Source organism: Oceanisphaera pacifica (genome assembly GCF_017498065.1).
Taxonomy (GTDB): Bacteria; Pseudomonadota; Gammaproteobacteria; order Enterobacterales; family Aeromonadaceae; genus Oceanimonas; species Oceanimonas pacifica.
Genome location: NZ_JAGDFX010000001.1, coordinates 154,142 through 179,783 on the forward strand (window position 1 = coordinate 154,142; position 25,642 = coordinate 179,783).

At 46.9% G+C, this 25,642-nt stretch carries 25 protein-coding genes; 13 read left to right on the forward strand and 12 right to left on the reverse strand.

Annotation, left to right across the window (positions count from 1 at the left end; genetic code table 11):
* Positions 1 to 11 precede the first annotated feature (11 nt).
* From J3U76_RS00715 to J3U76_RS00725, 3 genes are all read left to right on the forward strand, one after another.
* On the forward strand, positions 12 to 356 hold the full coding sequence (locus J3U76_RS00715; protein WP_208003751.1) for a hypothetical protein: 345 nt from the start codon (positions 12 to 14) through the stop codon (positions 354 to 356).
* Entirely contained in the window at positions 356 to 1,624 is a 1,269-nt protein-coding gene (locus tag J3U76_RS00720) for a PqqD family protein (protein ID WP_208003752.1), read from the forward strand. Before J3U76_RS00715 ends, J3U76_RS00720 begins: the two co-directional genes overlap by 1 nt.
* Positions 1,625 to 1,749: 125 nt before the next feature.
* On the forward strand, positions 1,750 to 2,748 hold the full coding sequence (locus tag J3U76_RS00725) for a hypothetical protein (RefSeq protein ID WP_208003753.1): 999 nt from the start codon (positions 1,750 to 1,752) through the stop codon (positions 2,746 to 2,748).
* A 16-nt stretch (positions 2,749 to 2,764) separates the two neighbouring features.
* On the opposite strand, the gene J3U76_RS00730 is transcribed toward J3U76_RS00725, so the two are convergent.
* Complete coding sequence (locus tag J3U76_RS00730) at positions 2,765 to 3,073, reverse strand: putative quinol monooxygenase (protein WP_208003754.1); 309 nt, start codon at positions 3,071 to 3,073, stop codon at positions 2,765 to 2,767.
* 304 nt (positions 3,074 to 3,377) lie between these two features.
* On the opposite strand from J3U76_RS00730, the gene J3U76_RS00735 reads away from it, so the two are divergent.
* Positions 3,378 to 3,587 carry a cold-shock protein gene (locus tag J3U76_RS00735; RefSeq protein WP_086964892.1) on the forward strand — a complete coding sequence of 70 codons (210 nt, stop codon included), beginning with the start codon at positions 3,378 to 3,380 and terminating at the stop codon, positions 3,585 to 3,587.
* Positions 3,588 to 3,793: 206 nt separating this feature from the next.
* Here J3U76_RS00735 and J3U76_RS00740 read toward each other — a convergent pair whose 3' ends face one another.
* Positions 3,794 to 4,966 carry an MFS transporter gene (locus tag J3U76_RS00740; protein ID WP_208003755.1) on the reverse strand — a complete coding sequence of 391 codons (1,173 nt, stop codon included), beginning with the start codon at positions 4,964 to 4,966 and terminating at the stop codon, positions 3,794 to 3,796.
* Positions 4,967 to 5,082: 116 nt separating this feature from the next.
* Here J3U76_RS00740 and hfq point away from each other — a divergent pair, with 116 nt between their 5' ends.
* On the forward strand, positions 5,083 to 5,436 hold the full coding sequence (hfq, locus tag J3U76_RS00745) for an RNA chaperone Hfq (RefSeq protein ID WP_208003756.1): 354 nt from the start codon (positions 5,083 to 5,085) through the stop codon (positions 5,434 to 5,436).
* Between the two features lie 95 nt (positions 5,437 to 5,531).
* Here the strand turns inward: hfq and dapA are convergent, their stop codons facing one another.
* Complete coding sequence (dapA, locus tag J3U76_RS00750) at positions 5,532 to 6,404, reverse strand: 4-hydroxy-tetrahydrodipicolinate synthase (RefSeq protein WP_208003757.1); 873 nt, start codon at positions 6,402 to 6,404, stop codon at positions 5,532 to 5,534.
* 292 nt (positions 6,405 to 6,696) lie between these two features.
* Here dapA and rsmC point away from each other — a divergent pair, with 292 nt between their 5' ends.
* Positions 6,697 to 7,725, forward strand: coding sequence for a 16S rRNA (guanine(1207)-N(2))-methyltransferase RsmC (rsmC, locus tag J3U76_RS00755; protein ID WP_208003758.1), 1,029 nt, complete (start codon positions 6,697 to 6,699; stop codon positions 7,723 to 7,725).
* 193 nt (positions 7,726 to 7,918) lie between these two features.
* Here rsmC and J3U76_RS00760 read toward each other — a convergent pair whose 3' ends face one another.
* Positions 7,919 to 8,128, reverse strand: a complete 210-nt coding sequence (locus J3U76_RS00760; RefSeq protein ID WP_208003759.1) for a hypothetical protein — start codon at positions 8,126 to 8,128, stop codon at positions 7,919 to 7,921.
* A 331-nt stretch (positions 8,129 to 8,459) separates the two neighbouring features.
* Positions 8,460 to 9,986, reverse strand: a complete 1,527-nt coding sequence (locus J3U76_RS00765; RefSeq protein ID WP_208003760.1) for an FMN-binding glutamate synthase family protein — start codon at positions 9,984 to 9,986, stop codon at positions 8,460 to 8,462.
* Between the two features lie 259 nt (positions 9,987 to 10,245).
* Between J3U76_RS00765 and J3U76_RS00770 the strand changes: the two genes are divergently transcribed.
* Positions 10,246 to 11,820, forward strand: coding sequence for a sensor domain-containing diguanylate cyclase (locus J3U76_RS00770; protein WP_208003761.1), 1,575 nt, complete (start codon positions 10,246 to 10,248; stop codon positions 11,818 to 11,820).
* Positions 11,821 to 11,916: 96 nt separating this feature from the next.
* Here J3U76_RS00770 and lysS read toward each other — a convergent pair whose 3' ends face one another.
* Both lysS and prfB read right to left on the reverse strand, forming a co-directional pair.
* Positions 11,917 to 13,404 carry a lysine--tRNA ligase gene (gene lysS / locus J3U76_RS00775; protein WP_208003762.1) on the reverse strand — a complete coding sequence of 496 codons (1,488 nt, stop codon included), beginning with the start codon at positions 13,402 to 13,404 and terminating at the stop codon, positions 11,917 to 11,919.
* A gap of 23 nt (positions 13,405 to 13,427) precedes the next feature.
* A protein-coding gene (gene prfB, locus J3U76_RS00780) for a peptide chain release factor 2 (protein WP_208003763.1) occupies positions 13,428 to 14,526 on the reverse strand; the annotation gives its coding sequence in 2 pieces (ribosomal slippage) (positions 13,428 to 14,450 and positions 14,452 to 14,526; 1,098 coding nt in all).
* 262 nt (positions 14,527 to 14,788) lie between these two features.
* Between prfB and J3U76_RS00785 the strand changes: the two genes are divergently transcribed.
* Positions 14,789 to 16,669, forward strand: a complete 1,881-nt coding sequence (locus tag J3U76_RS00785) for a methyl-accepting chemotaxis protein (protein ID WP_208003764.1) — start codon at positions 14,789 to 14,791, stop codon at positions 16,667 to 16,669.
* A 73-nt stretch (positions 16,670 to 16,742) separates the two neighbouring features.
* Here the strand turns inward: J3U76_RS00785 and J3U76_RS00790 are convergent, their stop codons facing one another.
* Positions 16,743 to 16,931, reverse strand: coding sequence for a YgaP family membrane protein (locus tag J3U76_RS00790; RefSeq protein ID WP_208003765.1), 189 nt, complete (start codon positions 16,929 to 16,931; stop codon positions 16,743 to 16,745).
* A 159-nt stretch (positions 16,932 to 17,090) separates the two neighbouring features.
* Here J3U76_RS00790 and J3U76_RS00795 point away from each other — a divergent pair, with 159 nt between their 5' ends.
* From J3U76_RS00795 to J3U76_RS14700, 3 genes are read left to right on the forward strand one after another with little or no spacing between them, the layout of a single operon-like run.
* Positions 17,091 to 17,393, forward strand: coding sequence for a Crp/Fnr family transcriptional regulator (locus J3U76_RS00795; RefSeq protein ID WP_208003766.1), 303 nt, complete (start codon positions 17,091 to 17,093; stop codon positions 17,391 to 17,393).
* Positions 17,366 to 17,599, forward strand: a complete 234-nt coding sequence (locus J3U76_RS00800) for a cyclic nucleotide-binding domain-containing protein (protein ID WP_208003767.1) — start codon at positions 17,366 to 17,368, stop codon at positions 17,597 to 17,599. Before J3U76_RS00795 ends, J3U76_RS00800 begins: the two co-directional genes overlap by 28 nt.
* Positions 17,589 to 17,711 carry a helix-turn-helix domain-containing protein gene (locus J3U76_RS14700; RefSeq protein ID WP_424022288.1) on the forward strand — a complete coding sequence of 41 codons (123 nt, stop codon included), beginning with the start codon at positions 17,589 to 17,591 and terminating at the stop codon, positions 17,709 to 17,711. The genes J3U76_RS00800 and J3U76_RS14700 overlap by 11 nt, the downstream gene beginning before the upstream one ends.
* A gap of 167 nt (positions 17,712 to 17,878) precedes the next feature.
* Here the strand turns inward: J3U76_RS14700 and recJ are convergent, their stop codons facing one another.
* Together recJ and xerD are read right to left on the reverse strand one after the other, a co-directional pair.
* Positions 17,879 to 19,609 carry a single-stranded-DNA-specific exonuclease RecJ gene (gene recJ, locus J3U76_RS00810; protein WP_208003888.1) on the reverse strand — a complete coding sequence of 577 codons (1,731 nt, stop codon included), beginning with the start codon at positions 19,607 to 19,609 and terminating at the stop codon, positions 17,879 to 17,881.
* Between the two features lie 399 nt (positions 19,610 to 20,008).
* Positions 20,009 to 20,896 (reverse strand): site-specific tyrosine recombinase XerD, encoded by an 888-nt coding sequence (xerD, locus tag J3U76_RS00815; RefSeq protein ID WP_208003768.1) that lies wholly within the window; start codon positions 20,894 to 20,896, stop codon positions 20,009 to 20,011.
* Positions 20,897 to 20,970: 74 nt separating this feature from the next.
* On the opposite strand from xerD, the gene fldB reads away from it, so the two are divergent.
* On the forward strand, positions 20,971 to 21,486 hold the full coding sequence (fldB, locus tag J3U76_RS00820; protein ID WP_208003769.1) for a flavodoxin FldB: 516 nt from the start codon (positions 20,971 to 20,973) through the stop codon (positions 21,484 to 21,486).
* 483 nt (positions 21,487 to 21,969) lie between these two features.
* Here the strand turns inward: fldB and brnQ are convergent, their stop codons facing one another.
* Complete coding sequence (gene brnQ / locus J3U76_RS00825; RefSeq protein WP_208003770.1) at positions 21,970 to 23,274, reverse strand: branched-chain amino acid transport system II carrier protein; 1,305 nt, start codon at positions 23,272 to 23,274, stop codon at positions 21,970 to 21,972.
* 163 nt (positions 23,275 to 23,437) lie between these two features.
* Entirely contained in the window at positions 23,438 to 24,142 is a 705-nt protein-coding gene (locus J3U76_RS00830; protein ID WP_208003771.1) for a tRNA1(Val) (adenine(37)-N6)-methyltransferase, read from the reverse strand.
* Between the two features lie 71 nt (positions 24,143 to 24,213).
* Between J3U76_RS00830 and srmB the strand changes: the two genes are divergently transcribed.
* The gene (srmB, locus tag J3U76_RS00835) at positions 24,214 to 25,557 is read left to right on the forward strand and encodes an ATP-dependent RNA helicase SrmB (protein WP_208003772.1); all 1,344 of its coding nucleotides are present in this window, start codon (positions 24,214 to 24,216) and stop codon (positions 25,555 to 25,557) included.
* The last annotated feature ends 85 nt before the right edge of the window (positions 25,558 to 25,642 follow it).

Sequence of the window (25,642 nt, forward strand, 5' to 3'; positions counted from 1 at the left end):
GGAGGCTTATCATGCCAAATAGTGATAACGAACTAGACAATGATAACGAATTAACAAACTCCCACTGCCAGTCTCGCCGTCGCCTATTAACCACCATAGGTATAGGTCTTGCGGGCGCCTATGTGGCTCCAACATTATTCACTGTAGCCCAAGCTCAGCCATGGCGACATGAGGGCAGTTATTCTCGGCCTAGCTATTCAAGACCCAGTTACTCTCACCCTAGCTATTCTAGGCCCAGCTATTCTCGCCCAAGTCGCTATGATTACTACCGACGTGAGCGTGATCGCATACGTGAGTATAAAGACGATCCCTTGCTAATTTTAGAAGATGTCATTCAAGGTACACGCCAGCGATAATGTCACTTTCAGCTTTTGATCTGCTTGATAATAATGTAGTGGATATTTCACTGCCCGGTATTGGCGACTGTTTGCGAGTTGAACATGCTCCCGAGGTTGTAGAGGCCTTAGAGCAAGCCATGCCCGGCTGGCCGATAACCGTCACGGCTGCACAAGGTAAAATACCACAAAGATATATATACCAAGATACCGAAGGTCTATGGCAAGGTGCCTACAATATAGATCGGGAATATCACCTGCCCTCCCCTGCTTCTGCGGCGTGCAGTTTGGTGGGTGATTTAATTAGCCAACGCTTAGCCGGTGCGCCTGAATTATTAGGCCTACACTGTGGCAGTGTTGAAATTAACGGGCAATTAGTGCTGTTTCCCGAAAGTAGTAAAGCGGGTAAAAGCACCTTAACGGTGGCGTTTTCGGCTGCAGGTTATCGAGTATTTGGTGACGATGTACTGGGGTTAACCGCTCAGGGTGAAGGAGTGGCAATGGGCGTAGCACCACGGCTACGACTGCCCCTACCCGAGAGTTTTTCTGCTGAACTTGTTGATTATGCTACGCGCTTTGCGGGGCCAGAAGACGAGCGATATCGCTTTGTGATCCCCCCAAAGAATGGGCTTGCCCAGTATAATGACAGTAGCTCTGTGGGAGCCATTGTGTTGCTTGATCGTGACGCAGGCGCCACCAGCCCAGAAGTAGTTACTTTATCGCCAGGTGAGGGCTTACTGCAGCTGTTATGCCAAAACTTTGCCCATGACGCCGCTAGTGAAACCTTATTTGATCATCTATTACCTTTAATGCAAAACGTACCCTGTTTACTGTTGCGCTATTCTGAACCTTTGGCGGGGGCACGGTATTTGGCCAATGCCATAAAAGAGAAAGCGACACCGAATACTAGTCAGGCAAGTTTACTGAGCGCTCCGGCTCGTTATCCTACAGATGCTCAGCCTGTGCCTACATTAGGGCCGTTATTCAGTGAGGATAAGAAAGCACAGCAATATGCGCTGCAGAGTCAATGGACGCCACAACAAGGTATTAGCAGTTACCCGCTGGGTGAAGAATTATTTTTAATTCATAACTCAACCGGGGCTATTCATCGCCTTAACTCTAGTGGCAAGGTCGTGTGGCTATTACTGCAACAATCGACACTCTCTGGCCATGCCTTAACGCACTTAATTGCTGATTACTTTCATGTTTCTGTTAATGACGTTACGCATGATATCAGCGCGTTAATAAGGGTACTTGCGGATGCAGGGCTGATTAATCTCGCCCCTTGATAATAAACAGAAAAATGATGATCTCTAGAATATCTTAAGCTAGCTACCCCTTCACTCTTCCACTTCCTTATAGTATTTTTCTTATAAAAAACATACTCTTTAAAAAACGGCTAAGGGAATATGCCATGAGAAAAATATGTTTAATGGCTTTGCTGCTGATGTCTAGCGCAATGGCTGAAGAAGCAGGTGTAGAAGTTGATGCGATAGACGACAGTGATTTGTCTCCGTGGATGGTTGAAAAAATAGCGCCTATGCACGATACGCTGTCGGGCTGGGTCACAGATAGCTCACGTAATATTGATGGTTTTTTTGGTAGTGAAGAAAGCTTGACCGTCAGTAACGACTCTTATTTACGGTTACGCCAAGATATTGGTTGGACCGAAGAAGATGGCTTTGAAGCCGAAACAGGGGTGCGCTTTAAATTAGATTTGCCCACCTCTAAAGAACGACTGCGCTTTATTATTGAAAGTGATCCCGAAGAATCAGAAGGCACCTTGGCTGAACAAGGGTCACATCGTTTAAATGAAAATAACCGCAGCTTGGGCAGCACCATATTAGGGATAAATAGACTAGGTAAAAACGATAAGTCTGAAGCCTGGAACTTACAAGTAGGGGCTGGGGTTAAAGTGCGTTGGCCACCGGATCCTTATGTGCGCTTTACTGGTGAACGTTTATGGGATTTAGACTCACCCTGGCAACTGGAGTCTTATAACCGCGCTTCTTGGTTTAATGAAGACGGTTACTCTATTCGTAGTAAGTGGGATATTGGCCGTCCGCTAGATGAAAACCATCATTTACGTTTCATCACTAATTTTCAGTGGCAAGAAGAAATTGATACTTTAGAGTACTCGGAGTCGGCTGAAATTAACCAGCTGCTGGGCTCACGTAGTGTCATGCGTTATGCCGCTGTAGTCGTGGGTCGTAGTGCCTCTGATCCACGACTGCACGACTATTATTTATATACACATTATCGGCGTAATTTACACCGTGAGACCTTGTTTGTTGACTTAATTCCCGAACTGCATTTTCCTCGAGAACACGATTACGATCCGCAGTTTGGTGTAACGCTGCGATTAGAAATGCTGTTTACTCGTGACCTTACTTTTCGTCGTCGCGCAAAATAAATAGCCACATTGTTTATTATAGAGGCCGATATAATCTGACATCAGCCTCAGCGACTAAATCGGGAGCCACTTGCTCAAAGTAGTCTTTAATATAGGGCTGGGCGCAATGGGTGTCGAATGCTTCTCTACTCGCCCATTGCTCCACAAAAACACAATCCCAAGGCTCACCATTCGCCCCCTCGTAGGGCACTTCTTCTGTTAGCTGATATAACATACAGCCTTCTTCTCTGTGGGTTTCACTAATCAGGCTCTTTAATGCTTGTTGTAAGGCGTCGGCTTTACCTGATCGCGCTTTAAAACGGGCAACACAATATAAATCAGACATGTCATATTCTCGTTAAGTAGAAAAGTCGTGCTAAGAATCGCTATATTATCATTTGAACCAACACAGCTGAATAGCCCATTAACACTGGCTTTTACTGCTTTGAGTAAGAGAACTCGCATTGAAGGTAAAATAGCAGTTGACCACCACCGAGTAACCAGTTAGAGTGCTCTCAGCTCGAAAAGTATGGTTATATTTATGTTCATGTTACGAAGTTCTTGTAGTACCTCGTCCTGTATTTCATAAGTTAAATCTGTATTTTTTCAAGCACGTTTATTTATAGTAGATTTGATTACAGGATTTAGATATGTCTAATATCGTTAAAGGTAAAGTAAAGTTCTTCAATGAGTCAAAAGGTTTTGGCTTCATCGAGCAAGAGTCTGGCCCTGATGTATTCGTACACTTCAGCGCTATCCAAAGCCAAGGTTTCAAAACTTTGGCAGAAGGCCAAGCTGTTGAGTTCACTGTAGCTCAAGGCCAAAAAGGTCCTCAAGCTGAAAACGTTGTAGCTCTGTAAGAGTGAACGTTAGCTAAAGAATTGATAAGCCGTGCCCCTAGGGCGCGGCTTTTTTTTGCATACAATCTAGCACCTTTAGTGAGCTATCAGCCGTCAGCTGTAAGCTATCAGATAAAGACCACACAATAAGCTATACCCGATATAACAGCACCTTACTCTTTAACGGGCAGCGTACGGCGTCTAGCGTAAAGCTTGGTTTTTGTGCTTCACCAGCGCGCTATGGCGCACCAAGATAAGCCTTTCATCACAATAGCACCCACTAAAATACATACTCCTAAGCTAGCAGCGGTTTCTACCCCTAAGTAGACCAAAACAATAGTAAGCACACTGCCGCTCAGCATTTGTAACGCCCCCGATAAGGCCGCAGCAGCGCCTGCTAAATCACGATAAGGCTCAAGCAAACGGCTCATGGCGTTAGGAAAGGCCATACCATTGCCTAAGGCTTGAATAAATATACCGCTAATCATCCATATAGGTTGTACAGGCATGCAGAGCAACCAAATACCAGCCAGTAACTGAATATAGGGGCTAAACCGTAATACATCTTCTGCTGCAATACGGCGCTGAATGCGATTATTAATCACCCCACCCAGCAACAAGCCCATAGCAGGGATCAACGCCCAGCGACCGTACTCAGCCGCTGTCATGCCTATTTGCTGCTGCATAATGTAGGGCATAACAGAGACTGATACCATCATCAGCGAAAACTGCCCCCACAACATGCCACCATGACCCAGAAAATGCCGCAAGCTTAATAAACGACGATAATTTGCCACAATAGTGGTCAGCTGCATTGGCTGGCGAACACCTTGGTGAGTTTCTTTAAACCCGGCCACAAGTAACAGCCACAGGGTTGATAAGTACACCAACATGGCAATAAAAACACTATACCAACCAAAGTGATAACCAATCATACCGCCTACAGCAGGTGCCATTATCGGGGTAAAAGCCGCCGCTATCGCCACATACGATAAGGCATTGCGCAGTTGCGATCCTGCAAAACTATCCCGCAGCATGGCACGCGATACCACAGCCGCACACCCCGCCCCTAGCCCCTGCAATAAACGCCCCACCAACAGCCATTCAAATGATGGATTAGGCAACAAACAAAGCCCAACGCCGAGCAGTGCTAGCGCTAAGCCGCCAATAAGTACGGGTCGGCGACCTTTAGCATCACTTAGCGGGCCATACAGTAGCTGTATTGGACCAAAGGCAAATAAATATGCTGAAATCAGCCATTGTATGCGTTTAGGATCTTCAGCCAGACTGACGCTAATGGCAGGTAAAACGGGCAATAATAACCCCACACTTAATTGCCCTATCGTGACGATAAGACAAGCCAAAATAAGTGTTTTAGTGTTCGCTGTAAGTACTGTCACCTATCATCCTTTTATTAAATCACTATCATTCTCAGATAAAAGTGAGCTTTGCTTTGACAACTTGGGTATTCATTAAGCACAATCAAGGTTGAATAATAACAAATAGGACTGCTTACATGACTGCCCAATCAGATACTCCCCAATCGCTGCAACAAGCATTTTCGTTGGGTAACGGACAGGATGCCGCACTGAATTGGCTACGCAAAAACCAAACTCACTGCGCCATCTTCCTTACCAATGGCATTAAACTAGAAGGGATGATCAGCGCGTTTGACCAATATTGCCTACTATTGTCTGATCCCCGTGGTCAGCAGCAGCTAATTTATAAAGCAAAAATTTCGACCATCTCTCCAGTTACTCGCCGCCCCCCTCGCAGTGGTGTGATCACAAATAAGCCACGTCGTCCACGCTATGAAAGTCATCAAAGCTCATCAGACGATCAATATACAGGGCCTGATGATCAAGAGTAATACTTAAAGCAGCAAGCAAAACTAAAGTAAAAAGGTCAGCCTAAGCTGACCTTTTTATTATCTGAAGAAAGGAGATGAGGGAATTGTGCTTAATATTAAATCAGCTCTAATTCTTCCATTACGCGGCGGATCTGCGCTTTAGTGCTGTCTTGCAACGGCACGACAGGAGTACGACATGTTTCACTCGCTAAGCCCAATAATGATAACGCATACTTAGGGCCAGCAGGATTAGGTTCAATAAACATCGCCTGATGCAAAGGTAATAACTTATCTTGCAACACACGCGCTTCTTCCCATTTACCCGCCAATGTCAGCTCTTGTAGCTCAGCACACAAGCGCGGTGCTACGTTGGCCGTAACCGAAATACAGCCTTGTCCGCCACCTACGTTATAGGCCACTGCGGTGCCATCTTCACCAGACAACCAAGCAAACTGTTTCTTGATAAGCTGACGCTCAGACCAAGGGCGTAGTAAATCGCCAGTTGCATCTTTTACCCCAACAATGCGTGGCAGCTCGGCCATACGCGCGAGCGTCTCTGGCTGAATATCAACCACAGCACGCGGCGGAATATTATAAATAATAATCGGTAGTTCAGTCGCATCATGCAGCATTTTAAAGTGCGCAAATAAGCCGTCTTGATTAGGGCGATTATAATAACCGGCCACATGCAAAGTAGCATCGGCACCCACACGCTGGGCACAGTTACTATACTCAATGGCCTCTACTGGGTTATTAGAGCCTGCACCGGCAATCACAGGGACACGACCCGCTGCTTGCTCAGCCACAATTTCAATTACACGGCAGTGCTCATCGTGACTTAGGGTAGGGCTTTCACCTGTGGTACCCACAGGAACTAAGCCATGTGTGCCCTCAGCAATATGCCAGTCAACTAAGCGACGTAATGCCGCCTCGTCAATGCGAGTACCGTCAAAGGGGGTTAAGAGGGCTACGAGTGAACCGCGAAACATGGAAACTCCTTCTCCTGGCTAGAGGATTAAAAATTAAAATAAAAAAACCCCGGCTGCTGTTGCATCACCGGGGTTTGAGAACATCTTGTCTTAAAGAAGATCAGGCGTCGGTTACGCAACAAAAGAGGCCGCTATATGTTTAAGCGGTTTATCTTGTTTGCGTTTAATAATTAAAAGCATGACTGTCACCTGTAAAGACCTTGTATTGCATCTTTTGCTAATGCCCGGCAAATGTCAAGAGGCCAATAGATATGTATAATGCATTATCAAATAATTTAGTGTGGAATTCGAGATGTTGAAGGCGTTAACCACGGTTAGTGAAATGCTAGCACGTAACTTAGATGTACTCACTCAGCAGCCATTATTAGTATGTGGCCTGCTAGAAGATAACCTACCGACTATGCTGGCTGATGCCGGCCCTGCACCTCGGATTTTTACTACAGATTATAGCTATTACCAATGGCAGAAAAACCAAGGAATCAAAGACATAGAGTTTGGGACACAGCCCCACTCTCAAGCAGCTAGCGCGATACTTTTATTGATGCCAAAAGCAAAAGCGGAAGCCGAGTATCTATTAGCCGCCTGTTTACCCCTGCTGGCAGAAGGCGCCTTGGTCTTTATGGCTGGGGACAATAAAGGTGGTGTAAAATCTGCACCTAAGTTGTTAGCACCTTACTGCGATCAAGTAGTAAAGCTCGACAGCGCACGACGCGCCAGTTTATATCAAGCGCAGCTTACTCGCCCAGCCGCGCCATTTAACATGACTCAATGGCAAAAAGGCTACTCAATAGCACAAGAGCAACTGCAAATATGTACTTTACCCGGGGTATTTAGCGCCGGACACCTAGACTCAGGTTCACAACTGCTACTTGAGAATTTAGCGTCATTAAGCGGTCGCGTACTCGACTTTGGTTGCGGTGCTGGGGTAATTGGTGCAAGCCTGCTAAAGCGTCAACCAGAGCTCACTCTTGAGTGTATTGATATTAATGCCTTGGCATTAGAAGCCACTCGTTTAACCTTGGCTAACAATCAGTTAGCTAATCAGGCAAAGGTTTACGCCAGCGATGGTTTAAGCCAAGTTACCGGCACTTTTAATCATATTGTGGCCAACCCGCCTTTTCATGCGGGCTTAAAAACCTTTTATCACACCACAGAAGCCCTACTCAACACCGCCAAAGATTACCTAACACCCGGCGGCTCTTTGACCTTAGTGGCCAATGCCTTCTTGCCCTACCCCGAGCTTATCGAGAAAAGCTTTGGTCATTGCGAAACGCTGGCAATCAATGGCAAATTTAAGGTTTATCACGCCACACGACGCTAAAAGATAGCTGGAAGCTAGAAGCCAAAAGTAAAATATTTGCACCGATTGAGTATAGCCCCCTCACCCCTCACGGGTTAATCTAGTCAATCCACTTTACTGTTTTTATGAGCGAGGGGTGAAAAGTGAAAGGAACCAGATAAAACCTTCTTTTCTTCTCGCTCCTAGCTTCTGGCTTATTGTTAGTGCTGGGTATTTAGATGGCATTTTCTGTCATTATCATGCCCACCACTACCCCCATGCCAGCTAAGCCCCCAACGGGAAGCCAATACCAATGCCGACTCACTGCCGGCATGGCTAACACCACGGCAAACAAGGCAAAACCTGCGCTTAGCCATAATGTGAGTGAGCCACTCGGCACCCACCACAGCACAGACAACCACCCTAAAACCAATAGCATCACCATAGCGAATCTCCCTCCCAAGAATCACTTGATAATAATTATCATTAAGCTTTAGGTCAATCGTTAAATTAGAAAATGTGAGAAGTAGAATGCTAAATTTTTAGCTATCGATACTCTGCACCATTATTTGTGGCGGCAATATCAATAGAAGATTAGGCCCCGAGCCTCCTAAAGTAACCCAGAAATGAACTTTTTAGGTGCAGCACTAAGCCTAAAAAACAATCAGCTAATACGGGTGGCCTTTTAGTTTCTGCAATAAAAAAGGCGTACGGGTATTAACCACACGCCTCACTATTCACCACGCCACCCTAATCACTCACCACCAGCTTGATGATTAGTTGCCTTTTTCCATGATTTCGGGTTTTAAACGGCGCGATGTTTCTGGGTACAGCAGATTAAGTGCCACCGCACCACCATCCACTACCACGGCGGCGTGTTCGCGGTTGAGCAACCTTGGCTCCGCCACCCCACAAGAATGAGCAATGCTTTCAATTTCATGCACTAAGTTTTTATGATAATGCGCAATACGCGTGGCTTTAACATCAGAGACTAAGCCCTGCTGCAACCGAGGATTATGAGTGGTAATGCCCGTAGGGCAGGTATTTTTATTACACTGCAAGGCCTGAATACAGCCCAAGCCAAATAAGAAGCCCCGTGCCGACGTTACAAAGTCTGCGCCCATGCAAATTGCTGCCGCCACTTCAGTTGGATTAATAAGCTTACCAGAGGCAATAACGCGCACTCGGTCTCTAAGTTGATAACGAATAAGCTGGTTAACTAACAAGGGTAAGCTATCTCGTAATGGCAAGCCGACACTGTCCATTAGCGGCATAGGAGCCGCGCCCGTACCGCCGTCTGAACTGTCTAGCGTAATAAAGTCAGGCGCAGATTCAACACCCCTCGCCGTCACCCGCTCACAAAACTCTTTAAGCCAGCTAGTCGTTCCCAGCACCAACTTAAAGCCCACCGGTTTGCCGGTCACTTCTCGCACATGAGCCACAAAATCGAGCAATGTGTCAATACAACCAATATCTGGGTGACGATTAGGGCTAATAGATGCCACGCCTTCTGGAATACCACGAATTTTTGCAATTTCAGCGGTGACCTTCTCTGCTGGTAGAATACCGCCCTTGCCTGGTTTCGCCCCTTGAGAAAGTTTTATCTCAAACATTTTTACCTGTTTAAGATCCGCCAGCGCCCTAAGCTTTTCGTCATCCAAATTTCCCTGCTCATCACGTACGCCGTATTTAGCGGTACCAATTTGAAATACTATATCGCCACCACCGGCTAAGTGATATTTAGATAAACCACCTTCACCGGTGTTAAGCCAGCAACCCGCCTTAGCTGCGCCTTCACTCAAGGCTTGAACCGCAGGCTTAGATAAGGCGCCAAAGCTCATGGCCGAAATATTAAAAAATGAAGGTGCATCATAAGGCGTACGACAATGAGTACCAATGCGCATCGGCTGCGTTTGGGCAGCGTCTTTTTCTAGGGTCGGAAAAGGACAATTAAGAAAGTAGTAAGTGCCGGGTTTGGAGATATCTCGTGTTGAGCCAAATGCGACTGTGTTATTTACATTTTTAGCTGCTCTATAGACCCAAGCGCGCTGCGCGCGGTTAAACGGCATTTCTTCTCGGTCCATGGCAAAGAAGTACTGACGAAAAAACTCACCTAAATGCTCAAAAATGTAGCGAAACCGACCAATTATTGGATAATTTCGACGAATGCTATGTGCAGACTGACGTTTATCCTCACGGTACATTTTTATACCCGTAACAGATAAACCAATAAGGGTTAACAGTAATACAGTACCAACAACCACAATAAAAATAACGGCGGCTTGGGTCCAAGTTTCGCTCATAGATACAGCTATCCAAATCAATTAATAAACATCCATGCTAACGCGATCCTGACACTAAGGCCAAGCAAGATTAGTAAAGCGACTCAGCTCGACTAATACATGATACGAACGAGGCTTAAGATCTGTTAAACTCTCACTCCACAATGTACAACACCAGTACTTTGCCAAACTAGCGCTTACCCATCAGTCTTATTATCGATTAGGAGTAGGGTGCTAGCACTGAACTATATAAGTGCTCAGTAAAATATGGACGCTCATCATGCCTACTCCCTTGTTTGCTAAACTTCGCTTACGTGGACTTATTCTCATCTTAGCGATTGCCAGTGTGTTAATGACATTGGGTAATAGCTTTTATGCCACCTATCAAATTCAGCGTCAATTACTGATCACTAACACCTTAGAAGCAAACCGCGTTTATGCTTCTAAACTGGCTAATATTACCGATGTATTTCTTAGCACTGCTCAAAGCCAGTTAGCCTATAGTGCGTCTCAGCTAAGCTCAAAAATAGACAAGCCCAAACAGTTGGCGAGTGAAATTAACCGACTGTATAAACAATCGGCTATGTTCAACTCTGTTGTTGTCATCGACATCCATAATAAAATATTAGAAGTGGCTCCTATTAGCTTACCTGTAAAAGGGCAAGTCGTCGCTCACCCTACTATTTCGCACCTAGATGAATTAAAAAAGCCTTTGATAACAAAGCCTTTTATATCAAAAGCAGACAACTATCTTATCAGTATTTCTCACCCTATATTTGATGAAAACAAACAATATCAAGGCCATATCTCTGGCACTATTTATTTAGAGCATGACAATCTACTTAATACTATTTTAGGTGAACACTATTATAATGATGGATCTTATTTATATGTGGTGGATGGAGATAAAACGCTGATTTATCATCCAGATCCTCAACGTGTGGGAGAAAAGGTCTTTGATAATCCGGCTATTGATGCTGTTGTTAAGCAGCACTCCGATGCTTATGCGATTAAAAACTCGGCAGACATAGATATGTTAGCCGGCTTTGCCCCTATAACACGGGCAGGTTGGGGGGTGGTTAGTCAGAGGCCGACTAAAGCAACCTTAACTGAATTAGATGATCATATATGGCAGGTTTTTTTGCGAAGCATACCATTAATTTTACTTATTTTAATTGCAATTTGGTTGTCGGCGCGCTTTATATCTAAACCACTACAAGAGTTAGCAAATCAAGCAAGAGTAATGGATAACAAGGACAGTCAGCAAAAAATTATTAATATTCACTCTTGGTTTTATGAAGCAGCTCAATTAAAACGTGCCATTCTAAAAGGCATGGGATTATTACACGATAAAATTAGCCAGCTGCATACCGATAGTCATACAGACCCCATGACTGCACTGCTCAATAGGCGCGGCCTACAGCAATTACTCGAACAATATGAATCAGAAACTCAAACTTTCTCTGTAATTGCTACCGACATCGATTTTTTTAAACATATTAATGATAATTACGGCCATGATGCTGGCGATAATGTATTAAAAGAGCTTGCAGTATTAATGCAGAACAACGCCCGCCAGCAAGATGCTATTTGTCGCACGGGTGGAGAAGAATTTATACTATTATTGCCGAGCACCAGCGCTGATGAAGCATTTATCATTGCTGAGCGCTTACGCAACCAGGTTGCGCAGCATACCATGCCCGATGACGTTGGGGTGGTGCATATCTCTTTAGGCGTGGCATATTGGCCGGGCAGCCCAACCAGTATCAGCCAAACATTCAAGCGCGCAGATCAAGCCTTATACCAAGCGAAAAGGCAGGGGCGAAACCGTACCATTGCTGCTGAACAGCCATAGAAAAAGGCGCTAAGGTTTACCCTTAGCGCCTTTTTTGTTGTTGGCGCTTACCCTATCACGCTTTGCGCCTCACTCTTCACAACTAACAGTCTGTTGCTACTTAGCGCTGGGGCGCAAAGTCGGGAACAAGATCACATCACGGATGGTGTGTGAATCAGTTAATAACATCACTAAACGGTCGATACCGATACCTTGGCCAGCAGTGGGCGGTAAACCGTGTTCAAGAGCGGTAATGTAGTCTTCGTCAAAGAACATAGCTTCATCGTCGCCGGCTTCTTTTTGATCCACCTGCTCTTTAAAGCGTTGTTCTTGATCTTCCGCGTCATTAAGCTCGGCAAAACCGTTAGCTATTTCACGACCACCAATAAAGAACTCAAAGCGCTCGGTAATGCTAGGATCCTTATCATCACGACGTGCCAGCGGTGAGACTTCGGCTGGGTATTCGGTGATAAAAGTCGGTTGGATCAAGCGATGCTCAACGGTCTCTTCAAAGATCTCGGTGATCACACGACCCAAACCCCAGCTTTTTTCGACATTAATCTTTAAGCCTTCGGCCACAGCCGTTGCTGCCTCTAAAGTAGCCAGCTGCTCTGCTGTTACCTCTGGGTTAAACTCTAAAATTGAGTCCTTCATGCTAAGGCGCGCAAAGGGCTGACCAAAATCAAAGCTTTCTTCACCGTATTGTACAACCGAGTTACCCAGCACTTGCGTGGTGACGGTGCGCAACATGTTTTCGGTGAAGTCCATCAAGTCTTGATAGTTGGCATAAGCCCAGTAGAACTCCATCATGGTGAATTCTGGGTTATGACGTGGCGATAGTCCTTCGTTACGAAAGTTACGGTTAATTTCAAAGACCTTCTCAAAGCCACCTACTACCAAGCGCTTTAAATATAGCTCAGGCGCAATACGCAGATACATGTCCATATCGAGCGCATTATGATGGGTAATAAACGGACGCGCCGTAGCACCGCCTGGGATTACCTGCATCATGGGGGTTTCTACTTCCATAAAGCCGTTTACGTTCATAAACTGGCGAATGGCTGCCACTACTTGGGAGCGCACCTGAAAGGTGTGGCGCGAGCTTTCGTTGGTGATCAAGTCGAGGTAGCGCTGGCGATAACGGGTTTCTTGATCAGACAGACCATGAAACTTTTCTGGCAACGGACGCAGGGCCTTGGTTAACAGCTGAAATTTATCCATGCTGACATATAAGTCACCTTTACCCGACTTATTTAACACGCCAGTCACGCCCACAATATCGCCGATATCTAGGCCGGTATACTGCTCTTTAATGATCTTTTGCGCATCTTTAGTGGCATACGCCTGAATGCGGCCGCTCATATCTTGTAGCGCTAAAAAGGGACCACGCTTGGCCATAATACGCCCAGCAACAGACACAGTTTTATTCAGCTCTACTAATGCCTCTTTATCTCGCTCACCAAATTCGGCTTGCAGATCGGCACTAAGGTGCTCGCGCTGAAAATTATTAGGGTGGCCGTTAGCCGGACAATCTTTACGAATGTGATCAAGCTTGGCACGGCGCTCGGCGATCAGCTTGTTTTCGTCTTGTACTTGCTCTGTCATGATTTGCCTTTATAAAAACTGATTTAAATTCCAGACTTGAGGCTGGCCTCAATAAATTTGTCTAGATCACCGTCGAGTACCGCTTGGGTATTACTTGTTTCTACCCCAGTACGTAAATCTTTAATGCGTGAGTCATCTAGCACATAAGAGCGGATCTGACTGCCCCAGCCAATGTCCGACTTGCTGTCTTCCATGGCCTGCTTTTCTGCGTTTTGCTTTTGCAGCTCAAATTCATACAGCTTAGCTTTAAGCTGTTTCATCGCCTGATCACGGTTTTTATGCTGCGATCTGTCATTTTGACACTGCACCACAATACCGGTGGGCTCGTGGGTTAAACGCACCGCTGAGTCGGTTCGGTTAACGTGCTGCCCCCCCGCCCCTGAGGCACGGTAGGTATCGGTACGAATATCTGACGGGTCGATATCAATTTGAATATTGTCGTCAATTTCAGGATAGACAAAGGCCGAACAAAACGACGTATGACGACGGCCACCGGAGTCAAACGGCGATTTGCGCACTAAACGGTGCACGCCAGACTCGGTACGCAACCAGCCAAAGGCGTATTCACCACTAAATTTAATGGTCGCCGACTTAACACCAGCAACATCACCGTCAGATAATTCAATAATCTCGGTTTTAAAGCCACTGGCTTCGCCCCAGCGCAAATACATGCGCAGCACCATATTACACCAGTCTTGCGCTTCGGTGCCGCCCGAACCAGATTGTAAGTCCATATAGCAGTCAGAAGCATCTTGCTCGCCAGAAAACATGCGGCGAAACTCAAGCTCAACTAACTGCTTATCGAGCACTTCAACATCGGCTTGTGCTTCATCAAAGGTTTCTTGGTCGTTTTCTTCCACCGCCAGCTCAACCAGCTCGCTAATATCTTGCACGCTTTGATCTAGGCCAGCTAAGGTATTTACAATGGTTTCTAACGACGCTCTTTCTTTACCCAGTGCTTGGGCACGCTCGGGCTCATTCCAGACATCCGGCTGTTCTAGCTCGGCGTTCACCTCTTCTAAACGCTCTTTTTTAGCGTCATAGTCAAAGGTACCCCCTAAGAAGCTCGGCCCGTTCAGACAGCTCCTTAAGTTTATTATTCACAGGGTTTACTTCAAACATGCTCACATGACTCTCTATTGTACTGAGTGTATTTGGCTATCTGCCAACATTTGGCTAGATTCTACCGAAAACCACACACAAACACAGCAAGCTGCCAGCATATTTCGTGAGTTCTTCCTTTAAACAGGGGCCGCACCATAAATAGCAAATCGAATAACATTGCATTCGATTTGCTAGCTGCTCTCTACTATGAAGACATTAGCTAAGCCTTTATACTTAGTCTGCCACACTAAAAAATACCCCCTTGCCAGAGATAGTCAGAATGAACAAACTAAAACTAAAGCATAAAATACTGCTAAGCTTTATTGTCGCACTCACCATTACGGTGGCCGCATTAAGTGCAATCAGTTTTTATAATCTTAAGTCACAATTATACAAAGACTATACCACCTTGGTTGCTGAGCTAAGTGAGCGTGAAGGCGAAAAAATAAAGCGCTGGCTTGATGTTCGCCACCGCCTGCTCGCCGCCGCCGGCCAACAGTTTGATAAAGCACCGCTTCCCTCTTTGCAACAAACCTATAGTGCAGGAAACTTTGCGATTAGCTACTTTGGTAGTAAAGAGGGAGTGATGCACGACAGTGACCCAAGCGTTGATCGCACCGGTTACGATCCTCGTACCCGACCTTGGTATAAAGCAGCCATTGCAGAAAAGGGCGCCATTATGACAGCCCCTTATGAAGATGCCGCGGGCCTAGGTACTGTAGTCTCTTTAGCTGCTCCAGTGAATATTAATGGTAGATTTAGTGGCGTAATAGGCGGTGACGTGGCAATCAAAACACTGATTGAAGATGTTAATGCTATTAAGTTACCCGCTAAAGGCTATGCCATGATGCTGAGTAAAGACGGTACTGTGATTGCCTATAAAGATGAAACCTTACTATTAAAACCGGCGTCACAAATAGACAAGGATATTACTGTAAGTAATCAAAGCAAATGGGAACAAAGCACTAAACTATCGCCGATCGAGTTTCAGGGGCAAGATAAATTGGTGTATAGCCAGTCGGTACCAGGCACCGACTGGCAACTACTCATGATGCTGGATAAAGCCGCTCTCGAAGCGCCATTAACTCCTATGCTATTGCAACAGCTTGGTATTGCGACAGCGGTAATTGTTGTGGCTTCAATATTCATTAGCTTATTAGTGCAATGGTTACTGACTCCTTTATTGTGGGTATCTAAAGCGCTAGAGCAAATTGCCGACGGCCGAGGAGACCTAACCCGTCGCATTGAAATTCAAAGCCAAGATGAAGTGGGTACGCTCGCCACTAACTTTAATCGTTTTGTAGCTAGCCAAGCAGAACTAATCGGTCAAATACGCCACCAAGCGGTACAACTAGGCACCAATGCCGAACAGGCCACAGAACGGGCTAACCAAACCGTGTCTGAGTTAACTCGCCAACAGCAAGAAGTGACCATGGTCGCCACCGCCGTCACTGAAATGTCGTCAGCCACCCAAGAAATTGCCAACAACGCTGAACAAACCGCGACTGCGGCTCAACAGTCGAGCACCAGCACCGCTCATGGTAAACAGCAGGTCAATAAAACCCGCGATTCTATTCTTTCGTTGTCAGAAGAAATGGTCAATGCCGCTTCGGTTATGCAACGTCTTGATAACCACGCTAGAGATATTTCTGGAGTTCTTTCGACTATTCAAGATATTGCTGAACAGACAAACTTATTAGCACTTAACGCCGCCATTGAAGCAGCCAGAGCGGGTGAGCAAGGAAGAGGCTTTGCCGTAGTGGCAGATGAAGTTCGAGTGTTATCACAACGTACTCACGCTTCAACCCAAGAAATACAAGTGACCATTACTACCTTACAGCAAGCCACCACAGAAGCGGTAGAACTGATGGGAACCAGCCGCAACTTAGCAGAGTTGAGTGTTGAGGATGCAGAAGCTGCCGCAGCGGCACTGACTGAGATAACCACGGCTGTCAGCTTAATTTCAGATATGGCTAGCCAAATTGCGACTGCCGCTGAAGAGCAAAGCCAAGTGACAGGTGAAATTACCCAGAACACCACCACCATTAAAGATGTGGCCGATGAACTTGCTGACGATGCCGAGCAGTCTCTTGCACAGTCAAAAGACTTAAGTAAGCAAGCCGGTGAACTTAATGGCTTAGTGAGCTCGTTTACGCTTTAACATCATAAGTCATCATTAAAATAAAATAGGGAGCCAAATTGGCTCCCTATTTTGTTTGTGTGCCTAGCACTGTCTATTTGATTTTACAGTTTTTTATTCCAAGGATAGAGTAGGCTGGGCAATTACCCATTAGCGCCGTGACCAGTGGAATAAGCCCTAACCAACCCCATGGCGTTTGCGGGCCAACAAATACGATGGCAATCAGTGCCAACCCCACGATAACGCGCAATGCTCTGTCGATATTTCCCATATTTACTTTCATTGCTGTGCTCCTATTCAGTACAGGGTGCGCTATAAATTTAGCTTATCTGTACTTTACGTCTTTCTTAATCACCACTCGGTGATAAAGTCACATAAGGAACACAAGGAACACAAAGCGATCAGCTGAAAGCTAGCAATTAGATAGGGAATAATTTAAACCATGTTGACCCACGCTATTTTTGATTCGTTATCGCCAGATTTATTAGCGCAGGCCAAGCGGCAATGTCAGGTGATGACTTTAGCCGCCGAACAAAGGGTATTTGGCGCGGGCGAACAATGCCCAGGCTTACCTGTGGTGTTATCAGGCTCAATTAAGGTGCAAATGATAGGTGCATCGGGTAACGGCATTGTCTTGTATCGCATGGCTAAAAACGACATGTGCACCTTGTCTATTGGTTGCTTGATTAGCGGTACTGGTTATCGAGCAGAAGCCAAGTGGAGCAAGAAGCTCAGGCGATATTAATCCCGTGTGGCTTATTTAATCGCATGATGGGTGAGTCGAGTGAGTTTCGCTATCGGGTATTAGCTTCTTATGGAAAGCGACTCGATGACTTGATGATGCTAGTGGAAGAAGTGGCCTTTCGACGTATGGATCAGCGCTTAGAAGAATGGCTAACACAGCGCCGCCTTAGGTTCAATCGTCATTACTCATCAAGAGCTGGCCGTTGAATTAGGCACAGCTCGCGAGGTCGTAAATCGGCTCTTAAAGGAGTTAGAGCGCCAAGGAAAAGTGAGCTTGGGCCGGGGCAAAATTGAGTGTATAGATACTGCACTCAACTAAACCAGCGTTATACGTACTTCACCGTAACGTGGCTTTCAACTTATGCCGTCTTACCGATACCGAGTTGTGGCCCAGCATGACAACCTCGGTATCTCGCACTTTGTCTTTGAGCCTAATACCCAAGCCGATCTTCTGACAGACGTAGCTTCAACATTCCCACGCAGTGGCTAAAGCGGCGCTATTTTATCCACAATCAGTTGTAGCGACTGTTTGCCGCGCCATTCGTTGATATCCAGCTTATAAACGAGTTGCACCTTATTAATGGCCGCATTCGGCCACACACTTAGGTCAATATTAAAGGCAATGGCGTCTATTAAGGTGCGGCCTTCATCAGCACTGAGCACCAGTTTTAAGTGTTTTTCGCCCACTAAGCGCTGTTGAACCACGCGAAATTCACCATCAAATAAAGGCTCAGGAAATGACTGCCCCCAAGGACCTGCAGAGCGTACTTGCTCGGCAATGAGTAAGGTTAGCTCTGTTGCATTTAGCTCGCCGTCGCTGACAATTTCACCAGTCAGTAATTCAGGGCTTACCCAATCTGCCACTATGGCTTCAAATGCCTGCTTAAAGGGCGCCAGCGCCGACTTAGTTAAGGATAAGCCTGCCGCCATGGCATGGCCACCAAACTTATCAATAATGCCAGGGTGCTGGCGGTCAACTTCTTCTAGCAAGTCGCGCAAGTGCACCCCAGGAATGGAGCGCCCCGAACCTTTTAGTTCGTCGTCTCCGGCTTCGGCAAAGGCAATCACCGGTCTGTAGTAACGTTCTTTAATTCGTGAGGCCACCAAGCCCACTACACCCTGATGCCAATCGTCTTGATGCAAGACTAAGCCGTTGGGTAGCTCACCATCGCTAATATTTATTTTAGTTAACGTGGCCAAGGCCTCATTTTGCATGCTGGCTTCAATGGCTTTTCGCTCACGATTAAGATCATCCATCATGGCCGCAAGCTTGCGCGCTTCATCTAAGTTTTCACTTAACAAACACGCCACCCCCATCGACATATCATCCAAGCGCCCGACTGCATTAAGCCGTGGGCCCAAGGCAAAGCCTAAATCACTGGCTACTAAGCGCGACTGATTACGTTGTGAGATATCAAGCAGTGCCTGAATACCTGGGCGCACCCGTGCCGCGCGCATACGCTGCAAACCTTGATGCACTAATACGCGGTTATTTTCGTCCAGCGCCACCACGTCTGCCACAGTCCCTAGCGCCACTAAATCTAAATACTCGCCCATATTGGGGGCGGCAATACCCAAGCGCGTAAACCAGCCATGCTCGGTTAATGCCGCACGCAGCGCCAGCAGTAAGTAAAAGGCCACGCCAACACCGGCGAGGTTTTTAGAGGGAAAGTCACAGCCATCTTGGTTGGGATTAACAATCGCTGCCGCATCGGGCACCTCAGATCCGGGCAGGTGATGATCGGTCACTATCACCTGCATACCGCGGGCATTAGCCGCGGCCACTCCACTGACACTAGAAATACCATTATCAACGGTGATCAGTAACTCGCCGCCCATGGCAGCTACCTCCTCCACCACTTGCGGACTTAAGCCATAGCCATAATCAAAGCGGTTGGGCACCAAATATTGCACACGTTTGGCTCCCATGGCGCGCAGCCCATGCACCATAAGTGCTGAGCTAGTGGCGCCGTCGCAATCGAAGTCGCCAACAATCACGATATTACGCTGCTCATTTAAGCCTTGCTCAAGTACCTTTACCGCCTCGCTCATGCCTTTAAATTTGGGCTTAAGTAAATTTGCCGCCCCTAAGTTAAGCTGTTCGGGTTTAACCACGCCACGGCTGGCATACAAGCGTTGTATGAGTGGCGATAAATCGGCAGGTAATTGGTGTTCGGCAATAGAGCGGCGGCGAATATTAAGGCGAGATGAAGTCATGGCAATAGTGGTTTGATACTGGTTATATAAACAGGAGTGCAACACTAACCGCGCCGCACGTTTTTTGCAACGGTAAGCGCAGCGCCCAGCTAACAACAACCCAACCCCACTTTTGCCACGGAATCCGCTAAACCCACGGAAAAATTAAGAGGGGACAAGATCGAAAAGTGCCAAGATATTTTATTGGTAAGAGCTAAAATAAAACTTTAAACAGTCAGCTGTAAGCAATCAGCTAAGACAAACTCTAAGCACTGTAGGTCTTAGCTTTAACTATTAAATCTCTTTCAGATCTGATCTCTATTTTTCCGTGGATTCCGCGGGTTCCGTTGCGAGAAAACCTTTAGTCTTTAACGCTCATCTTTAGCTTGGCGCCGGGCGCTTGGTGCTCGGCGCTGTGCCCTACCCTCGCGGATGATGCTCTTCATGCAAGGCATTCAGGCGATGGGTAGCCACGTGGGTATAAATTTGGGTGGTGGATAAATCCGAGTGACCCAGTAGCATTTGTACCACTCGCAAGTCGGCACCGTGGTTAAGCAAATGGGTGGCAAAGGCGTGGCGCAAGGTGTGCGGAGATAAGTCACCACCAATACCAGCACGCTGCGCATAAAGTTTTATGCGATGCCAAAAGGTCTGTCGGGTCATTTGTCGGACGCGACGCGACGGAAACACCACATCCGATAGCTGCTCGCCTAATAAGGCGGCCCGCGCCTCTTTTAAATAGCGATCTAACCAGTGCAATGCTTCTTCGCCCATGGGTACTAATCGCTCTTTATTACCCTTACCTACTACCCGAACTAACCCTTGGCGCAAGCTGATACTTTCCATCGACAAGCTCACTAATTCAGTGACTCGCAAGCCCGTGGCATACAGCAGTTCCAACATGGCTTTATCACGTAGCTCTATCGGATCTTCCACTTCAGGGGCGTCTAATAAATTAAGCACTTGCTGCTCACTCAAGCCTTTTGGCAAACGCGTGGGTAACTTAGGGCCGGCAATTAAAATACTAGGATCATCAGGGCGTAATTGCTCACGGTGCAAATACTGAAAAAAGCGGCGCAATACGCTCAACATGCGCGCCGTGCTGCTGGCTTTAAATCCGGAGTCAATTCGCTGAGCTAAGTAGGTTTGCAGGCTTACCCCATCAACAGACAATAGACTTTGGCCGGAGTCATCTAACCAGCGAGAGAAATGGGTTAAATCACTGCGATAAGAGGCCAAGGTATTATCCGACAGCCCTTTTTCTAACCAGAGCGCATCAACAAATTGTTCAACTAAAGGGTAACTCATTGGGTGTCAGACTCCGCTCATAGAAAAGCTTCTGTTATCATAGCGCTATTAGCACATAGCCATCATGGGGTTTTATGAATATCGGTTTATTTTACGGTTCAACCACCTGCTACACAGAAATAGCCGCCGAAAAAATAGGCGAGCAACTGGGTGCAGATTTGGTTGATTTGCATAATATCAAGGATGTGCCCCTAGCGCGCGCCCAAGACTACCCCATTATTGTGTTTGGTATTTCTACATGGGACTTTGGCGAGCTACAAGAAGACTGGGAGTCCCATTGGAACGACATAGACACCTTAGATCTTAGCGGTCATGTGGTGGCGCTGTTTGGCATGGGTGATCAATTGGGCTATGGCGAGTGGTTTCAAGACGCGCTGGGCCTATTGCACGATAAGGTGATTGCCCAAGGCGCCACTGTGGTGGGTTATTGGCCAAATAAAGGCTATGAATTTGAAGCCTCTAAAGCGCTCACACCCGATGGTGAGTATTTTGTGGGTTTATCCTTAGATGAAGCCAACCAGTACGACGACACAGACCCGCGCATTGAAACTTGGGTAGCACAAATTTTAGAGGAAATCTCAACAATCTAGCTCGCTGCGCGAGAGTGTTGAATTCTTAATGCTTAATGTTGAATGAAAAGCCCGAGCGGCCCCCTTTGGTCATTGCGAGGAGTGCAACGACGCGGCAATCCATTTAACAGACAGTAATAAGCTTGAAGCTAGAAGCCGGAAGTAAAACCAAAAATAAAAATGCCTCAGTGTTTTTGTTTAGCTTACCGCTTCCAGCTCTGAGCTTCCGGTTTTCTATACGCTTTACGCTGAGCGCCTGACTAAAAAACAAAACCGCAGTTTTTCTTTACGTAAAGCGGTCAGCGTTAGATGTCAGCCCTTCTTTTAAAATGGATTGCCGCGCTACGCTCGCAAAGACGAAATAAGGGCGCATAACAATGTAGTGCAAAGCCTTGACGTCCAACAGGATATTTACAAAAGATAAAACCAAATATACCTTTGCCGTAGGCTCACCAAAGATACGGCAAGGCGGGGTTTTGTTATTCAACATTAAAAATTAAGCATTTAACATTGCACTTCTTGCTTGCGTGTTGGTATGGCCAAGCCAAGGGCGGTGGCTATGGCAGTGGGAATAACCCACGCCATGCCGATGTCAAACATCGGCAGCCAAGATACTAGGCTCATGTTTAATCCCACCGCATGCAAGCCATCCAAAATACCAAACACTAGCGCCACCGACATAATTAACCGATACGCCAACACAGGTGCGCGCATTAACGGGCGTAAATAAGTGGCCAATACCAAGGCCACCGCAACCGGATAACAGGTAACTAATACCGGCACAGAGACCGAAATTAACGTATCTAACCCCACATTAGCCACCAACATGCAGGCCAATGCATTAATGATCACCCAAATGCGATAACTTAACTGATGGGTTAAACGATAAAAATAATCCGCACAGGCCGACACCAAGCCAACGGCTGTGGTTAAACAGGCCAAAGAAACAATGGCCGCTAAAATCCATAACCCTGCAGGGCCAAAGAGCGACAGCACATAGGCACTGATAATTTCAGCGCCAGTGGTCGCCGAGTCTGCCACCCCTAAGCTGGTGCCCCCTAAAATAAATAACGAAATATAAACAAAGCCTAAACCCACGGCGGCAATCAGCGCGGCTATCATCAAGTAACGAGATTGAGCACGGCCATCGGTTACGCCTTTATCACGCAGTACATCTAAGATAAACATCCCAAAGATCAGCGCAGCAAAGGTGTCCATGGTGTTATAACCTTCGATAAAACCTTTGACGAAGGGAGCCGTTAAGTAAACCTCAGACACCGGAGGCTGAGTGCCTTGAGGGCTAATAAACACCGCTAACGCCAAGCCGATTAATAACAGCAATAAAATGGGCGTTAATACTTTACCCACGGCATCAAGTAATCGCCCTTGGTTGAGCGATAACAAGAGCACCAAGCCAAAAAAGCCAATGGTGTACAAGGTTAATGTATATTGATCTGGATGGGACAGAAACGGCTTTAAGCTCATTTCATAGGCCACTAATCCGGTACGCGGTGCGGCAAAAGCGGGGCCAATAATAATAAAAATGGCCGTGGCCATCACGGTAACAACCACCGGCGGCAAATAGCGGCCCATGGTGGGCAGGCCACCGCCAGCCAGTGCCGCGGCCACGAGCGTAACCAGCGGCAAACCAACGCCCGTTAGCAAAAAGCCTGCCATGGCGCTGGTTAAATGCTCACCCGCTAAAAAGCCGGTCATGGGCGGAAAAATAATATTTCCGGCACCCAAAAAGAACGCAAAGGTCATAAAACCTAAGCCTAAAATATCAAAGGTAGATAGAGACTTGTTCACAGGGGTCCTCAGTGCGGGCAGCCCACATTAATGTGGGCTTCGCTTAAACAACGATCAAGATGGGACGACTTACCACCAGATACCTATCGTATAATGCGAGTTTCTAACGGCCGCCGAGCAAGCTAGTAGCATAATGATGTGAAAAGCAGATTCAAGACAAAATTTACATCTTCAGATAGAAAGGCGATACCAGAGACACATACGACTCACTATATGTGCCATCATGCCTATGAATAACCAAGTAATCATCTTCAAGCGCACGGTTCACAACACTAAAATGTAATAAAAAGCGCCCTGCTGGCTTCCCCTCTTTGGTAAACACGGCGCACTTTTTTACCAAATGCAGCTCCTGTTCAACCGCCTGGGCAAGAGCCTCGGTTAGCGCCTGGTGGGGTAACACCAGTATTAAACTGCCGGTATCGGTTAATAACCGTCGACTATGGCTAAATAATGCCGCCAAGCTAAGGCTTGCTCGATGGCGAGCTTGGCCGCGGGCTGCATCAATAAACGCTTGCCCGTGTTCAAAATACGGCGGGTTACTCACTATAAGGTCGAAAGCACTCGCCACATATTGCTGCAAAGCGCCTTGCACAACATTCACTTGATGAGCCCAAGGCGAGGACTGAGCATTACTGGCCGCCTGTTTGGCGGCCGCAGGGTCTAGCTCTAACCCCGTTATCTGTGCGTTATCAGCGCGTTGCGCCAGCATTAAGGCAATTAACCCCGAGCCAGTGCCTATGTCTAAAATACGCTTTGCACCCTGAATATTGGCCCATGCCCCCAGCAAAATACCATCTGTGCCCACTTTCATGGCACAGCAGTCATGATTGATATGAAACTGCTTAAATGTAAAACCACGGCTACTCATCTTGATCCTGTCAGGTTTTTTGATTCTAATTCCCCTATAATACCTGCCTTTTAGACTGACCGAGACCGATCATGAGCAGTATGACCTTCGAGCAACTGGAGCTGGACCCTACTTTAGTCCGCGCACTCACTGAAATGGGCTATGCAAAGCCGACCACCATTCAGAGCCAAGTGATTCCCGAAGCCATGAGCGGCCGGGATATTTTGGCCTCTGCCCCCACAGGGACAGGCAAAACAGCGGCATTTTTATTGCCCATTAGCCAACACTTGTTGGACTTTCCCCGCCGCCAAGCCGGCCCTGCGCGTATTTTAATATTAACGCCCACCCGTGAGTTGGCGATACAAATTGGTGACGATGCCAAACGCATACTTAAGCACACCCCATTGCGGGTTGAAGTAATCACCGGTGGCGTACACGAAAGTCAGCACTTACCAGCATTAACCAAAACCACCGATATTGTGGTCGCTACCCCTGGGCGCTTATTGCAGTATATTGATGAAGAAAGTTTTGATTGCCGTGATATTGAAATGCTGGTGCTAGATGAAGCCGATCGCATGCTAGATATGGGCTTTATTCAAGACGTAGACCGCATTGCAGCGGAAGCGCGCTGGCGCCGCCAAACACTGCTGTTTTCGGCCACATTAGAAGGCAAAGGCTTAACCAGCTTTGCCGCCGACCTACTTAAAGCCCCAGTCGAGCTGAGTGCTGAGCCACCGCGCAGTGAGCGTAAAAAGATTAATCAATGGGTGCACATGGCAGACGATCCTGAGCATAAGTTTGCCCTGCTCACCCATTTATTACGCCAACCAGAGGTCACGCGCAGCATTATCTTCGTTAAAACCCGTGATCGCTTAATGGAGCTTGCCAGCCGTTTACAGCAAGAAGGCTTACATAACGCTTGGTTACGCGGCGAAATGGAGCAAGAAAAACGCGTTGAAGCCTTAGGTCGCTTTCGTATTGGCCGCGTGAATATCTTGGTGGCCACCGATGTGGCGTCGCGTGGTATCGACTTACCCCAAGTTAGCCATGTCATTAACTACGACTTGCCGCGCACCGCCGATGTATATGTGCACCGTATTGGCCGCACCGGCCGCGCAGGCGAAAAAGGCACCGCTATTAGCTTGGTTGAAGCCCATGATATGCCGCTGCTGGTAAAAATAGAAAAATACACCGAAGAGCCGCTTAAGCGTCGCTTTATTGATGGGTTAAGACCCATGCATAAAGAAGCCAAAGTAAGCTCGCGTAAGAAAAAAGAGACGGGCCGTAAGTTGAAGAAAAAGACTGAGCCGTTTAAAAAAGAGAAAGTACGCGCGCGCGATACCAAAGCTAAGGGTAAGCCTAAGTGGGCAATCGCTAAAGCAGAAGCGGCGGCGAATCCCAGCAAGGCGAAAAAGTCTAAGCCCAAAGCACAGTAGTTTAGTCACAAGCGCCGTCAAATATCAGCGCCAGCCTGAGTCATATTGACTACACTTAATGTTATGTAAGCTTAGTTTTACAATC

What these genes read in the sequence shown, in the direction of transcription:
- J3U76_RS00715 (WP_208003751.1), top strand. Translation starts at nt 12, where the DNA reads ATGCCAAATAGTGATAACGAACTAGACAATGATAACGAATTAACAAAC.
- J3U76_RS00720 (WP_208003752.1), top strand. Translation starts at nt 356, where the DNA reads ATGTCACTTTCAGCTTTTGATCTGCTTGATAATAATGTAGTGGATATT.
- J3U76_RS00725 (WP_208003753.1), top strand. Translation starts at nt 1,750, where the DNA reads ATGAGAAAAATATGTTTAATGGCTTTGCTGCTGATGTCTAGCGCAATG.
- J3U76_RS00730 (WP_208003754.1), bottom strand. Translation starts at nt 3,073, where the DNA reads ATGTCTGATTTATATTGTGTTGCCCGTTTTAAAGCGCGATCAGGTAAA.
- J3U76_RS00735 (WP_086964892.1), top strand. Translation starts at nt 3,378, where the DNA reads ATGTCTAATATCGTTAAAGGTAAAGTAAAGTTCTTCAATGAGTCAAAA.
- hfq (WP_208003756.1), top strand. Translation starts at nt 5,083, where the DNA reads ATGACTGCCCAATCAGATACTCCCCAATCGCTGCAACAAGCATTTTCG.
- dapA (WP_208003757.1), bottom strand. Translation starts at nt 6,404, where the DNA reads ATGTTTCGCGGTTCACTCGTAGCCCTCTTAACCCCCTTTGACGGTACT.
- rsmC (WP_208003758.1), top strand. Translation starts at nt 6,697, where the DNA reads ATGTTGAAGGCGTTAACCACGGTTAGTGAAATGCTAGCACGTAACTTA.
- J3U76_RS00760 (WP_208003759.1), bottom strand. Translation starts at nt 8,128, where the DNA reads ATGGTGATGCTATTGGTTTTAGGGTGGTTGTCTGTGCTGTGGTGGGTG.
- J3U76_RS00765 (WP_208003760.1), bottom strand. Translation starts at nt 9,986, where the DNA reads ATGAGCGAAACTTGGACCCAAGCCGCCGTTATTTTTATTGTGGTTGTT.
- J3U76_RS00770 (WP_208003761.1), top strand. Translation starts at nt 10,246, where the DNA reads ATGCCTACTCCCTTGTTTGCTAAACTTCGCTTACGTGGACTTATTCTC.
- lysS (WP_208003762.1), bottom strand. Translation starts at nt 13,404, where the DNA reads ATGACAGAGCAAGTACAAGACGAAAACAAGCTGATCGCCGAGCGCCGT.
- J3U76_RS00785 (WP_208003764.1), top strand. Translation starts at nt 14,789, where the DNA reads ATGAACAAACTAAAACTAAAGCATAAAATACTGCTAAGCTTTATTGTC.
- J3U76_RS00790 (WP_208003765.1), bottom strand. Translation starts at nt 16,931, where the DNA reads ATGAAAGTAAATATGGGAAATATCGACAGAGCATTGCGCGTTATCGTG.
- J3U76_RS00795 (WP_208003766.1), top strand. Translation starts at nt 17,091, where the DNA reads ATGTTGACCCACGCTATTTTTGATTCGTTATCGCCAGATTTATTAGCG.
- recJ (WP_208003888.1), bottom strand. Translation starts at nt 19,609, where the DNA reads ATGACTTCATCTCGCCTTAATATTCGCCGCCGCTCTATTGCCGAACAC.
- xerD (WP_208003768.1), bottom strand. Translation starts at nt 20,896, where the DNA reads ATGAGTTACCCTTTAGTTGAACAATTTGTTGATGCGCTCTGGTTAGAA.
- fldB (WP_208003769.1), top strand. Translation starts at nt 20,971, where the DNA reads ATGAATATCGGTTTATTTTACGGTTCAACCACCTGCTACACAGAAATA.
- J3U76_RS00830 (WP_208003771.1), bottom strand. Translation starts at nt 24,142, where the DNA reads ATGAGTAGCCGTGGTTTTACATTTAAGCAGTTTCATATCAATCATGAC.
- srmB (WP_208003772.1), top strand. Translation starts at nt 24,214, where the DNA reads ATGAGCAGTATGACCTTCGAGCAACTGGAGCTGGACCCTACTTTAGTC.